Origin of the sequence: Pseudaeromonas sharmana (assembly GCF_042649925.1) — a bacterium.
GTDB classification, from domain to species: Bacteria; Pseudomonadota; Gammaproteobacteria; order Enterobacterales; family Aeromonadaceae; genus Pseudaeromonas; species Pseudaeromonas sharmana.
Genome location: NZ_JBHSAF010000003.1, coordinates 93,992 through 106,849 on the forward strand (window position 1 = coordinate 93,992; position 12,858 = coordinate 106,849).

Sequence of the window (12,858 nt, forward strand, 5' to 3'; positions counted from 1 at the left end):
CACTGTGTGCACAACGTGCGGAAAACAGCGCTGAGTGGGGGAGCCCCTCCGCGACAGGCGCCGGTCACCCGGCGCCTGATGGCGGTTACTTCTTCTTCGCGTATTTCAATGAGTCCAGCGCTACCGCCAGAATGATGATGCTGCCTTTGATAATGAACTGCCAATACGGACTGACACCAATGTAGGTCAGACCGTAGTTGATCAGCGTGAAGATGATGACCCCGGTGACAACTCCGGCCACGGTGCCGACCCCACCCGCAAACGAGACACCGCCCACCACACACGCGGCGATGGCATCGAGTTCATACATGAAACCGAGGTTGTTGGTGGCACTGCCGATGCGACCGGCCTCCAGCATGCCGCCAAAGGCGTAGAACACACCGGCAAGGGCATAGATCATCACCAGATTGACGGCCACATTGACACCCGACACCTTGGCGGCCTCGGGATTGCCACCGATGGCGAAGATGTTTTTGCCAAAGCGGGTCTTGTTCCACAAGATCCAGACAAAGACGATGGCGATGGCGGCATAGAACGTCAGATAGGAGAGTTTAAATCCGCCGATGCGGACGAATCCCTGCGCAAAACTCGAATAGCGGGGATCGAAACCGGCCACGGGTGATGCACCGACATAGTCGAAATAGAGGGAGTTAATCCCGTAGACGATGATCATGGTGCCGAGCGTGGTGATAAAGGGCGTCACGTTCAGGTAGGCGACGATCAGGCCGTTGATTAATCCGATCAGCCCGCCAATAAAGCAGACAATCATGATGACGACCGGAATCGGTACCTCTCCGAGTTCGGGAAACACCTTGTTGGCGTTAGTCAGCGATTGCAGCAAGGTGGCGGCGATCAGGGCAGCCAGGCCAACCTGCCGCCCGGCAGACAAGTCGGTGCCTTGGGTGATGATCAGCCCGGCGACACCCAGCGCTATGATGATGCGCACCGAGGATTGGGTCAGGATGTTACTGAAGTTGGTCAGACTCAGGAACGAGGGTTCCTTGATGACGATGATCAACAGCAGAATCAGCAAGACCGCGTAGATGCCGCTCTCCTTGAGGGTGCGCATCAGATTGAAATTTTTAGCCCACTCCATACATTCCCTTCCTGTCAGAGATAACGAGATGCCAGACGGAGGATTTCGTTCTGGTCTGTTTCTTTGGTATTGACGATACCGGCCAGACGGCCGTTGCTCATGACCAGAATCCGGTCGGTGATGCCAAGTAATTCGGGCATTTCGGACGAAATGATGACGATCCCCTTGTCCTTCTTCGCCAGTTCCAGAATCAGTTGGTAGATCTCGAATTTGGCACCGACGTCAATGCCGCGCGTCGGTTCATCAAGCATCAGCACTTCCGGCTGTGTCAGCAGCCAGCGGCCGATGATCACCTTCTGCTGGTTGCCGCCCGACAGGGAGCCGATATTGGTACGTTGACTGGGCGTCTTGACGCGCATCGAATCGATCACCCACTGGGTATCACTTTTCATCCTGGTGTTACTGAGCAGGCCCATGCCGTTCTTGTATTTGTCCATGTTGGCGATCAGCGAGTTGAAGCTGATATCCAGCTGGGCATAGATGCCGGTAGAGCGGCGCTCTTCGGTGACGAGGGCAAAGCCGTTGTGAATGGCCTCATGGGCATCGCGATTCTGCACCTCCTTGCCGTGCAGGCGGATACTGCCCTGGCTGCGTTCGCGTACGCCGAACAGTGTTTCGACAATGTCGGTCCGCTTGGCGCCCACCAGACCGGCGATCCCGAGGATTTCTCCCTTGCGCAGTGAGAAGCTGATGTCCTGAATCGAAGGCTGGTTCAGGGCGGTAAGATGTTCCACCTCCAGGATGACTTCTTTGGGCTGGTTGGTTTTCTCCGGGAAACGCTGGGTCAGCTCGCGACCGACCATCATGCCGATGATCTGGTCCATCGTGAGCCCCTGCAGCGGTTGTGTGGTGATCCACTGACCATCCCGCAGTATGGTGATCTCGTCGCAGAGCTGGAAAATTTCTTCCATCTTGTGGGAGATGTAGACGATGCCACAGCCCTTCTTCTTGAGCTTGTTGATGATCTTGAACAGGTGGTTGACCTCCTTCTCGGTGAGTGAGGAGGTGGGCTCATCCATGATGACGACCTTGGCGTCATACGAAAACGCCTTGGCGATCTCGATCATCTGCATCTGGGAGACGGTCAGGTTGGCGACCTTCTCGCGCGGGTCGATATCGATGTCGAGCTCGTCGAAGATGTGTTTGGTATCGGTAAACATCTTGCTGTGATCGACAAACAAGCCGCGGGTCGGGTAACGACCCAGCCACATGTTATCCATCACGGTGCGTTGCAGCACCAGGTTCAATTCCTGGTGGACCATGGAGACGCCATTTTCCAGCGCTTCCTTGGAAGAGGTGAAATTGACCTCCTGACCGAGCAGGAAAATCTTGCCTTCATCTTTTTCATAGATGCCGAACAGGCACTTCAGCAGGGTGGATTTACCTGCGCCATTTTCGCCCATCAGGGCGTGCACCGAGTGCGGGCGAACACGCAGGTTGACGTTATCGAGCGCCTTGACGCCAGGGAAACTCTTGCTGACGTCAATCATCTCCAACAGCCATTCGGATTGTTGCTCAGTTGTCATAGCGGCCATCGCCAGTTGGGGAAGGGCAGGGAGCGGACTCCCTGCCAGCTTCCTGATTACTTGAATTGAGCCAGGTTGTCCTTGTCGACACCGACATAAGGAACCCGTACAACCTTGTTGACGATATTCCAGCTGGTGCCTTCACCGGCTGCCTTGCCTTCGGCGAGGTTCTTGGTCAGATCGAAGGTGGCTTTGGCCTGGTTCTTCGCGTCATTCAGCACGGTCCCGGCCAGCTCTCCCTTCTCGACGAGAGCCAGGGCTTCACTCAGTGCATCCACCCCAAACACCGGGGTCTTCTTGGCTTGTGCCTTCAGCGACTCGATGGCACCCATGGCCATGGCGTCATTATTGGCGATGACCACTTCGATCTTGGCGGCGTTCGGGCCGGAGATCCAGGCGTCCATCTTGTCCTTGGCCATGGCGGTATCCCACATGGCGGTGTCCAGATGCAGCTGCTCGGTCTTGATGCCCTTTTCGTTCAGGGTCTTGATGACATAAGTGGTACGGGCTTCGGCGTCCGGATGACCGGGTTCGCCCTTCAGCAGCACGAACTGGATGGCACCATCCTTGTTCAGATCCCACTCCGGATGAGCCTTCCACTGTTTGGTAATCAGCTCACCCTGGATGATGCCTGACTCTTTGGAGTCGGTGCCAACATAGTAGGCCTTGTCATAGCTGGCCAGGTCGGCGGCGCTCGGTTCCTTGTTGTAGAACACGATCGGAATGCCATCCCCTCTTACCTTGTCGATCACAACGGAAGCCGCAGCCGGGTCGACCAGATTGATGGCCAGTGCCTTGACACCCTTGGCCAGCATGACGTCGATCTGATCGTTTTGCTTGGATTGGTCGTTCTGCGAGTCGTTCATCAGCAGTTTGACATCCGGTGCCTTTTCCGCCTCCTGCTCGATGCTCTTGCGGACCACCGACATGAAATTATCGTCGTACTTATACACGGTGAAACCCAGCGTGGTTTCGGCCTGGGCCAGGGCACTCATGGACAAACCTGCCATGATGGCGGCAACTGTAGTCAGTTTCTTCATTATCCTTCTCCGGCTTCCTATGTTGTTGAGTTAGGTTGCGCACCGTTGGCATACGACGTGGTTGTGTGCGCTCATTTCAATGTAGCCAAGTTGTTACATTTTGGTCTGTGATCGAAACAACAATATGAAAACGATTACAAAGTGTTACAAAGAAGTGCAAATATAGTTAAAACAATGAGTTGGCAAGAATGATCTGCTTTGGCTCACGATTGGTTTTCTTTTGGAACCGTGTCGGGGTTCACAGATTGGTTTACCCCTCCCAGTGCCAGCGGTGGTGGTAGCGCCCGGGCGCAATCAGGTATTCGCTTCGGACGCTGGGGCTCCATGAGTCATCGCCGCCAACACCCATATGGAATCCGTCGAGACAGAGATGGACGCCATCGTCCGACAGCAAGCTGTGCTGGTGAGACGTCTTGGCGAGGGTGGCAGGACTGAAGCGGCTCAGGCTGAAATGGAACTGGCCGCGGAGGGTGATGTCGGCAAACTGCAGCTGGCTGACATCACAGCGTAGCCCGTTCTCGCACGGGAACAGATACGGGGTGTGCAGACTGGCCAGCGGTTGCGTCCACAGCCCGAAATCGGCCGAGAGCTTTCGATCCGGGTAGTTTTCATGAGGGCCGCGGCCCAGCCAGCTGACCTGTTCAGGGATCTGTTGCAGTTGCAACAGCACGCCGAGGCGCGGCAGAGAGGGCATCTGTGCGGCAATCTGATCTTCTATGTCAACGGTCAGCTGTCCGGGGGCCGTCAGCTGGAAGTGTTTACGCCGGATCAGGCAAAGCTGCTCATGATGGTAGAAAGCATGTTCGACCAGGATCCCCGGCACCGGGCCGCTCTGGGTCGGCTGCACACTCAGGCAGCGCCGCTGCCAGCGCCCCAGCCCCACCGCCGCCCAGCGGGCAATCCATGACTGCGGGTCGAGGTGATCGGCTTCGCTGGTGCCGATATCGTTGTCCAGCGGGGCACGATAGAAATGATCCTGTAGCGGTGCCAGCAATTGGGGTGTGCCCCGATGAAACCATTGCACCAGATCGCCGTGTTGCCGTTCGAAGTGCCAGCACGCGAGATCGTCTCCCAGCTCCCAGCCATCGGCAACAGCGCGCAGCGCGTCGACAGCCCCGACGGCGGGTATTGGCAATGCCAGGGGAACGGTGAGCGGCCATTGCTGGCGCGCACAGAGGTGTCCTGCCGCCGACCAGGCCGTGGCAGCGGTCTGCTCCACCCAGACGTCGAGCCAGACCTGTTGTCCGGCCGGCAGCGGTGGCAGCGTGGCTGACAGCGTCAGTGATGTCGCGTGCTGGGGCGCCAGGGTCAGCGCTTGCGAACCGCTGGCCAGGACATCGCCATCGGCACAGATCTGCCAGTGCAACCGCTCGTTGTCACTGACGCGGAACAGGTAGTCACTGCGCACCTCGAGTTGCAACGGCTGCTGGTTGAGGAGACGAAACAGGAAAAACTGTTGCGCGCGGGCGGCTTCATACAGCGCAGGGTGAGGAGTCCGATCCGGAAACACCAGCCCATTCAGACAAAACTGCCGATCATTGGGCTGGTCACCAAAGTCACCGCCATAGGCCCAGTAGGCTTGCCCCTGAGCGTCTTGGTGGCTCAGCCCCTGATCCACCCAGTCCCAGACAAAACCGCCCTGCAGCCGCGGGTATGCATGGAAGGCCTGCCAGTAGAGATGAAACCCGCCGAAGCTGTTTCCCATCGCATGCGCGTATTCGCACAGGATTAACGGGCGTGTCTCGCCCGGTAGACCAATCCACTTCTTCAATGACCATTTCGGCACCGCCGGGAACGGCTGATCCTCGTCGACCCGCGCGTACATAGGGCACAGTATGTCTGTCGCCGGGGTATTGGCGCCACCGCCCTCGTATTGTATCGGCCGGCTAGGATCCGCCCGCTTGATCCACTGGTACATGGCATCGTGCGCGGCGCCATAGCCGGATTCATTACCCAGCGACCAGATCAGGATGCAGGGGTGATTGCGATCGCGCTGTACCATGCGGCTGGCCCGCTCGCAACAGGCGGCCAGCCACTGCGGGTCATCCGTCAGCCGGTTCATGGGGATCATGCCATGGGTCTCGAGATTGGCCTCGTCGACCACGTATAGTCCGTAGCGATCACACAGGGTGTAAAACAGCGGGTGGTTCGGGTAGTGGGAGGCGCGTACGGCGTTGAAGTTATGCTGTTTCAGCAGCCGGATATCTTGCTCCATCCGCTCGGCGGTCATGACCTGGCCAAGATCCGGATCAAACTCATGGCGGTTGACGCCGCGGATGCGAAGCGGCTGGCCATTCAGACGCAAGAGGCCGTCACGGATCTCTATTTTGCGAAAACCGACGTCGCAGGCTTCCACTTCGATCAGCTGGCCATCGGCCGCCAGCAATTCGACCGTCAGCCGATACAGCTCGGGCTGTTCGGCACTCCACTGATGGGGGCTTGAGACCTGCAGGGTATGATGAATGTGATCCGCGTAGGCCCCACGTTCGTCGATGGGCCCGGTTCCCGGGCTGAGCTGTTCACGGCAGATTTTGTCGCTGCCCCGATACAGGGTCAGCCTGACACTCGGGCTGGATGCCACATGGTTTAGCACGATGCGTACGGCCAGTCGGCCATCGCGGTAGCAAGCATCAAGATCCGGGGTCACCTGCAGATCGGCAATATGGAGTGCCGGCTTGTGCAGCAGGGTGACGTCACGAAAGAGCCCGCTGAGACGCCACATATCCTGATCTTCGAGGTAACTGCCATCCGACCAGCGCAACACCATGGCGGCAATGCGGTTGCGCCCCGCATGCAGATAGGGGGTGAGATCGAATTCTGCCGGCAGGCGGCTGTCCTGCGAATATCCGACCCAGTGGCCGTTACACCACAGGTGCAGCGCACTGTTGGCGCCATCGAAGATGACTCGCACCTGGCCTTCACTGAGCCATTCCTGCGGTAGCTCAAATTCGCGGCTGTAGCAGCCGGTGGGGTTCTGTTCCGGGACGCGTGGCGGTTGGCAGGGAAACGGGTATTTGATGTTGGTGTAAATCGGTGTATCAAAGCCCTGGCACTGCCAATTACCAGGGACTGTGAGGGCGACGGCGTCGGGTAAGTCCTGCTCTATCCAGTCGGCTGGAACCTGTTCCGGGGCGGCAAACCAGTTGAATTGCCACATCCCGTTCAGGCTCACCCGGCTGGTGGAGCGCAGATCGCAGCGCGCCGATGCCAGATCTCGCCAGCTGGAGAGCGGCGTGTGGGACGGTAAGCGATGCACATGGGTGATCGCCGGGGTTTGCCAATCCTGACGGGCGAGAATTTCTGCCAAAGACATGGGGATGCATCCTTGATACCGGGGGTGCAGCCAAGTCTAGTTCACTCCTTGTACAGCAAAGGCGATCCTTCTCACACGATCGTGAAATCGTTACCACAACATAATCCGTGCTTTTTATCCGGCTTTTCGCTGTGAAATGGCATAAAAGGCGAGTTTAATGCGCCTGATACCAGATGGTGCCCAGTTTGCAGTTATGCGTTTACATCCTGCCCTGGCACGGCGACCGGCTTGTTCTCCGCTGGCTCCGCGGCCACGAGCGGTACGCCGGCACGACGTAACTCGGCTTCAATCAGGGGTCGCATGCGCTCGACACAGACTTCCCCTTCGGCGATGGCCTCGTTGGCGCGATGAAAATCCATGATGGCGAGATGGCCAACCTGGGGATTGAGGATGATATCCGGTGGATCCCCCGCCATCCGCGCCCGGGTGATGCGCTCCTGCATGATGCTGATGGCGCCGTTCATCACACCCAGCATGCCGGGAGCACCGTGGCCGTTGCGCTTGGCCAGCCATTGCAGCAACGGGTTCTTTGGCGTGACCTCATCATCCCGGCTGGCCCAGGCATGACGCGAGTCGGAGTTCAGATTGACCGCAATCACCAGATCGGCGCCCATGGCGCGACACAGCGAAATCGGCACCGGGTTGACGACGGCACCATCGATTAACCACTGACCATCGACCTGGACCGGTACGAACATGCCGGGAATCGAACAGGAGGCGCGAACCGACGCCATGACGCCGCCCTGTTGCAGCCAGCGCTCGCGGCCGCTTTCCAGCTCGGTGGCGACACAGGCAAACGGCTTCTTCAGCTCCGAGAACGTCAATTCGCCAACCCGCTCCTCGGCGACGCCAAACACCTTGTCACCGCGCAGCAGGCCACCGGAAAACGCCGGGTCGAGCAGCGTCATCACCTGAAGGCGGGTGAAACCGCGCACCCACTCCTCCAGTGCGGACAACTCACCGGCGGCATAGGCTGCACCGACCAGGGCACCGATGCTGCAACCGGCCACCAGATCCGGGGCGATCCCGAGTTTGGCGAGACCGCGTAACACGCCGATGTGCGCCCAACCGCGGGCTGCGCCACTGCCCAGTGCAATACCGATTCGTAAGGGTTTCCTGTCCATCCTGACCTCGGATTCCGTTCTCAGTGCTGGCATCATAGCAGCAGCCGGATGGCAGAGGTATGACGGTATGTCGCAGTTGAGACCAAGGAGCAAGCATGCGGATTCGACAACAATCATGGTGGATGGGAATGTGCGGACTGGCGGGCGCGACGGCCGTGGCCATGGGCGCCTGGGCTGCCCACGGTATGGCTTCACGTCTGCCGCCGGAGGCGGTGGCCATCGTCCAGCTGGCGGTACAGTATCAACTCTGGCATGCGCTGGCGTTGGGGCTGGTGGTGGTGCTGGCGCAGCGGGCGCCGTGCAGCCGGAGTTTGTGTGTCGCCGGCTGGGCCTTTGTGGCCGGACTCTGGCTGTTTTGTGGCAGCCTCTATCTGCTGGCGCTGGCCGGCGTCAAGGCGCTGGGCTGGTTGACCCCCTGTGGTGGCCTGGCGCTGATGCTGGGCTGGGTGTGCCTGTTGGTTCATGGCGTCACGGCGTCGGGTCGCGGCTGGCGTAATTCGCAGCCGGATCCAGGCCATAACGATGCTAATATCGGATAGTAGCCACCTTGATTAGCAGGGAAAGTCGAACATGCGCGGATTGAATTATCACCATCTCTACTACTTCTGGGTGACAGCCCGTCTGGGCAGCCTGCGGGCGGCAGCACAACGTCTGCACCTGGCGCCGCAGACGATGAGCGATCAAATCAAACTACTGGAAGAACGGCTGCACCATCCGTTGTTTGAGCGGCAGGGGCGGCGTCTGGTCCTGACGGTCGAGGGACACCAGGTTTTTGCCTATGCCAGCCGCATGTTTGCTATCGGTGAAGAGCTGGCCTCGTTATTTGATGGCAAGCGCCAGGGGAGTTGGCCGGCGTTTCGCATCGGCATTACCGATGCCTTGCCCAAGCGACTGGTTCAGCAGTGGTTATCGCCGCTGTTTGCCCAGCAGCCGACACTGCATCTCAGCTGCCAGGAGGGGCCCATCACCCGGCTGCTGGGGCAGTTGAGTGTGCATGAACTCGACGCCGTGCTCTCCGAGGTGGCCTACAGCGCCGGCCTCGATGTGCAGGCGCGCAGCTATCCGTTATTGCGTACTCAGGTGGCGTTTTTTGCCGCGCCGGGCCTGCTGGCCCAAAGCGAGCTGCCGTTCCCGGCTTGTCTTGGCGAGTTGCCGTTGTTGTTGCCCGATCCCGAGCATCCGTTGCATGCCCAGTTGTTGGGCTGGTTGCACGATCAGGGCATCACCCCCTGGGTGCGAGCCGAAATTCGCGACAGCGGACTGATGCAGGTCATGGCGGAGGCCGGCGATGGTGTCATGCCGGCACCGGCCCAGATGGCGATGCCGCTGGCGCGTCGGCATGAGCTGCAGTTGCTTGGCGAATGTGGCGATCTGCACAGCGAGGTGTTTTTGATTCTTCCCGGCCAGCGCAATCCCCATCCCGCGGCCGAGGCCCTGCTGCGTCACGCCGAACAAGGTTAATAAAATGTTAATTGCGCCACAAACCCGGCGGCGCAGAGCCAGGATCAGGAACTAAGCTGAACCAGACATCGGCCTGAAGCAGGCAAACTGGACAGCACAAGGAGATCCTGATGGCGGACACTATCTATTACCCGAGCGCGGAGGTGTGCGCGCAGGCTACGGTACAGGAGTATGACGAACTGTACCGCTACTCCATCGCGCATCGCGAGGCGTTCTGGGCCGAGCAAGCGGCGACGCTGGGCTGGTACAAGCCGTGGCAGCAGGTACTGGATGACAGCAACAAGCCGTTTTACCAGTGGTTTGTCGGTGGCGAAATCAACATAGTGCACAACGCCATCGATCGGCACCTGAGCGGGGCCACGCGCAACAAGCTGGCGATTATCTGGGAGAGCGAGAAGGGGCAGGTGCGTTCATTCTCGTACCATGCGCTGAACCGCGAGGTGTGCCAGTTTGCCAATGTGCTCAAAAGCATGGGGGTCCGGCGGGGTGACATCGTCACCATTTACATGCCCCAGATCCCGGAACTGACCTTCGCCATGCTGGCCTGCGCCAAGATAGGCGCCGCACACTCAGTGGTGTATGGCGGCTTCTCTGTCGAGGCGCTGGCGGCGCGGATTGAAGATGCCGACAGCCGGGTGTTGATCACCGCTGATGGCGGCTACCGGCGTGGCAAACCTACGGATTTGAAATCCATTGCCAACGAGGCCATGCAGCGCTCGCCGAGCATCGAAGTCTGTATCACGGTCCGCAACAACGGGCTGGATGTGCTGATGGAGAGCGAGCGCGACTTCTGGTACCACGATCTGCAAGCCCTGCCGATTGCCAGCCCGCGCTGCGAGACCGAGGTGATGTCGTCGGAGGATATGCTGTTCATCCTCTATACCTCGGGTACCACCGGCAAGCCCAAGGGGCTGGTGCATACCCATGGCGGCTATGCCGTCTATACCGCGACCACCCACCGGATGGCGTTCGATATCAAACCGGAGGACCGCTGGTGGTGCGCGGCCGATCCGGGCTGGATTACCGGCCACAGTTACATGGTCTATGGTCCCTTGATTAACGGCGCCACGCTGATCATGTATGAAGGGGCCCCGAATTACCCCTATCCCAGCCGTTGGTGGCAGATGGTGGAAAAGTACGGCGTGACCATTCTTTACACCTCCCCGACGGCCATCCGCGGCCTGATGCGCTTCGGCGATCGCTGGCCGAGCCGCTACGATTTGAGCAGCCTGCGTCTGCTGGGCTCCGTCGGCGAATCGATCAATCCCGAGGCCTGGCGCTGGTACTACGATGTCATTGGCGGCGGCCGCTGCCCTATCATCGATACCTGGTGGCAGACCGAAACCGGCGGCTTCATGGTCTGTCCGCTACCGATCACCCCCCTCAAACCCGGTTCGGCGACCCGACCCTTCTTCGGTAATGAGGTGGGGGTGGTCGACGATGCCGGCAACGAGGTTCCGGTTGGAGAAGAGGGGAAACTGGTGATCAAGAATCCCTGGCCGGGGATGGCGCGCACCATCTTCCGCGATCCCCAGCGCTATGCCGAACTCTACTGGGGGGATTATCAGGCGCAGGGCTATTACAAGGCCGGTGATAGCGCAAAACGGGATCAGGATGGCTATCTGTGGGTCATAGGGCGCATGGACGAGGTGCTGAAAGTCTCCGGGTACCGCCTGGGGACGGCCGAAATCGAGAGTGCACTGGTCAGTCACCCTGCCGTCACCGAAGCGGCCGCCATCGGGCTGCCCCATGAGATGAAGGGCACAGGTATTCATACCTATGTGCTGCTGAAGACGGGTATTAGCGGGGACAAGCATCTGGAGGCCGAGCTCAAGGAGCATGTGGCCCGAGAGCTGGGACGCATAGCGGCACCGGAGTCGGTGCACTTTGTCGACACCCTGCCCAAGACCCGCTCCGGCAAGATCATGCGTCGGGTATTGCGCGCCCGGGCGCTGGGGCAGGACGAAGGCGATCTGTCGACGCTTGAGGAGTAGGGCATGACGGGGCGCCGTCTCTCGACGCCCCGTTGCGGCTCAGAGCGCGGCGTGGCTGACGTCGATCAGTTCGACTCGCAGCGGCTTGCCGCCGGGCCCTGGCCAGTCAATGCGATCGCCGACAGTCAACCCCAGCAGGGCACTGCCCACTGGCGCCAGAATCGAGATGCGTTCCTGCTGGCCCTGTACCTCATGGGGATAGACCAGTGTCAGGCAAAATTCGCTATCGCCCGGCAACAGGCGAAAACGCACGCGGGAGTGCATGCGGACCACATTGTCAGGCATCTGCGCCAGCGGCAGAATCTCTGCCCGTGCCAGTTCGGCTTCGAGTGTCTCCAGCCCGGGACACTGCTGTGGGGTCAGGGTTTCCAGTAGCGTTTCGATGCGAGCCAAGTCAGTAGCAGACATGCGAATATGAGGCGGAATGCTCATGGATTTCTCCTTGGGTTGGGTAAAAACCTCAACCGTAACGCAATGCCCTTCGGTGATGCAACAGGATGGCGCCCATCGTGCAATCACGCTTAGGCGACCGGGCCGTCGGCGCGGAGACAGCCTGGAGTGGCGAGCTGTCGTATCGGGCAGACCGCGCCGTCATTCACCCGCCGCCATGCGCTGACGGGCCAGATCGGGCACCGCGCGCGGCCGGCCGAGGGCATCGACCGCCACATAGGTGAAGGTGGCATCGGTGACCCGGCTGCGTTCGCCGATCGGTTCGCTGGCGACTTTCTTCACCCAGATTTCCAATCGGACCTTCAGTGAACTGCGGCCGATATGCACACATTCGCCATAACAACAGACCACATCTCCGACGGCGACCGGTTTGAGAAACGTGATGGCATCGACGGCGACGGTGACCACGCGCCCTTGAGCCAGCTCCTTGGCCAGGATGGCGCCCCCCATATCCATCTGCGCCATCAACCAGCCACCAAAGATGTCGCCGTTGGGGTTGGTGTCGGCTGGCATCGCCAGCGTTCTCAGCAGCAGGGTGCCACCGGGTGCAGCAGGTTGTGTCGAGCTGGAAACGGGCATATCAGGACTCCTTGGACTCTATTTTCTCGGTTTTCCTTTCAGCAATTTGCCGCGGAAAGCTGGGAAAATCACCAATTTGTAGTTCTGTTAGGCTTCTGTTTAGGTCGTTTGCTTAAAAAAACATCGTTCGGCTTGGCGTCGGAACTCTTTGAGTACTACACTACCCAGGTCACGTTTTTACGTGCAACCGGATGACTTGTCGTCGAAAAAATGCTGTGGCGAGTCAGCTTGTCCGGATCGTTCGGGTAAATACTGGCATACCTTGCTTTGATGCA

At 59.4% G+C, this 12,858-nt stretch carries 10 protein-coding genes; 3 read left to right on the forward strand and 7 right to left on the reverse strand.

Annotation, left to right across the window (positions count from 1 at the left end):
* Window positions 1–85 precede the first annotated feature (85 nt).
* The 5 genes from mglC to rssA form a co-directional block, all read right to left on the reverse strand.
* Complete coding sequence (gene mglC, locus ACFOSS_RS05310) at window positions 86–1,096, reverse strand: galactose/methyl galactoside ABC transporter permease MglC (protein ID WP_377151086.1); 1,011 nt, start codon at window positions 1,094–1,096, stop codon at window positions 86–88.
* Window positions 1,097–1,110: 14 nt separating this feature from the next.
* A complete protein-coding gene (gene mglA / locus ACFOSS_RS05315) occupies window positions 1,111–2,631 on the reverse strand; it encodes a galactose/methyl galactoside ABC transporter ATP-binding protein MglA (protein WP_377151087.1) in 1,521 nt (506 codons plus the stop codon).
* A 47-nt stretch (window positions 2,632–2,678) separates the two neighbouring features.
* Window positions 2,679–3,662, reverse strand: coding sequence for a galactose/glucose ABC transporter substrate-binding protein MglB (mglB, locus tag ACFOSS_RS05320; protein ID WP_377151089.1), 984 nt, complete (start codon window positions 3,660–3,662; stop codon window positions 2,679–2,681).
* A 250-nt stretch (window positions 3,663–3,912) separates the two neighbouring features.
* On the reverse strand, window positions 3,913–6,975 hold the full coding sequence (locus ACFOSS_RS05325) for a beta-galactosidase (RefSeq protein WP_377151090.1): 3,063 nt from the start codon (window positions 6,973–6,975) through the stop codon (window positions 3,913–3,915).
* 191 nt (window positions 6,976–7,166) lie between these two features.
* Window positions 7,167–8,099 (reverse strand): patatin-like phospholipase RssA, encoded by a 933-nt coding sequence (rssA, locus tag ACFOSS_RS05330; RefSeq protein ID WP_377151091.1) that lies wholly within the window; start codon window positions 8,097–8,099, stop codon window positions 7,167–7,169.
* Window positions 8,100–8,194: 95 nt separating this feature from the next.
* Between rssA and ACFOSS_RS05335 the strand changes: the two genes are divergently transcribed.
* From ACFOSS_RS05335 to acs, 3 genes are all read left to right on the forward strand, one after another.
* On the forward strand, window positions 8,195–8,638 hold the full coding sequence (locus ACFOSS_RS05335) for a DUF423 domain-containing protein (RefSeq protein ID WP_377151093.1): 444 nt from the start codon (window positions 8,195–8,197) through the stop codon (window positions 8,636–8,638).
* 31 nt (window positions 8,639–8,669) lie between these two features.
* Entirely contained in the window at window positions 8,670–9,560 is an 891-nt protein-coding gene (locus ACFOSS_RS05340; protein WP_377151094.1) for a LysR substrate-binding domain-containing protein, read from the forward strand.
* 110 nt (window positions 9,561–9,670) lie between these two features.
* The gene (gene acs, locus ACFOSS_RS05345) at window positions 9,671–11,554 is read left to right on the forward strand and encodes an acetate--CoA ligase (RefSeq protein ID WP_377151095.1); all 1,884 of its coding nucleotides are present in this window, start codon (window positions 9,671–9,673) and stop codon (window positions 11,552–11,554) included.
* A 39-nt stretch (window positions 11,555–11,593) separates the two neighbouring features.
* On the opposite strand, the gene rnk is transcribed toward acs, so the two are convergent.
* A complete protein-coding gene (gene rnk, locus ACFOSS_RS05350) occupies window positions 11,594–11,986 on the reverse strand; it encodes a nucleoside diphosphate kinase regulator (RefSeq protein ID WP_377151096.1) in 393 nt (130 codons plus the stop codon).
* Between the two features lie 159 nt (window positions 11,987–12,145).
* Window positions 12,146–12,583, reverse strand: coding sequence for an acyl-CoA thioester hydrolase YciA (gene yciA, locus ACFOSS_RS05355; RefSeq protein ID WP_377151098.1), 438 nt, complete (start codon window positions 12,581–12,583; stop codon window positions 12,146–12,148).
* Window positions 12,584–12,858: the final 275 nt, after the last annotated feature.

Bases quoted from the DNA above. Each gene is read 5' to 3' on its own strand.
- mglC (WP_377151086.1), bottom strand. From the start codon at position 1,096: ATGGAGTGGGCTAAAAATTTCAATCTGATGCGCACCCTCAAGGAGAGC.
- mglA (WP_377151087.1), bottom strand. From the start codon at position 2,631: ATGGCCGCTATGACAACTGAGCAACAATCCGAATGGCTGTTGGAGATG.
- mglB (WP_377151089.1), bottom strand. From the start codon at position 3,662: ATGAAGAAACTGACTACAGTTGCCGCCATCATGGCAGGTTTGTCCATG.
- ACFOSS_RS05325 (WP_377151090.1), bottom strand. From the start codon at position 6,975: ATGTCTTTGGCAGAAATTCTCGCCCGTCAGGATTGGCAAACCCCGGCG.
- rssA (WP_377151091.1), bottom strand. From the start codon at position 8,099: ATGGACAGGAAACCCTTACGAATCGGTATTGCACTGGGCAGTGGCGCA.
- ACFOSS_RS05335 (WP_377151093.1), top strand. From the start codon at position 8,195: ATGCGGATTCGACAACAATCATGGTGGATGGGAATGTGCGGACTGGCG.
- ACFOSS_RS05340 (WP_377151094.1), top strand. From the start codon at position 8,670: ATGCGCGGATTGAATTATCACCATCTCTACTACTTCTGGGTGACAGCC.
- acs (WP_377151095.1), top strand. From the start codon at position 9,671: ATGGCGGACACTATCTATTACCCGAGCGCGGAGGTGTGCGCGCAGGCT.
- rnk (WP_377151096.1), bottom strand. From the start codon at position 11,986: ATGAGCATTCCGCCTCATATTCGCATGTCTGCTACTGACTTGGCTCGC.
- yciA (WP_377151098.1), bottom strand. From the start codon at position 12,583: ATGCCCGTTTCCAGCTCGACACAACCTGCTGCACCCGGTGGCACCCTG.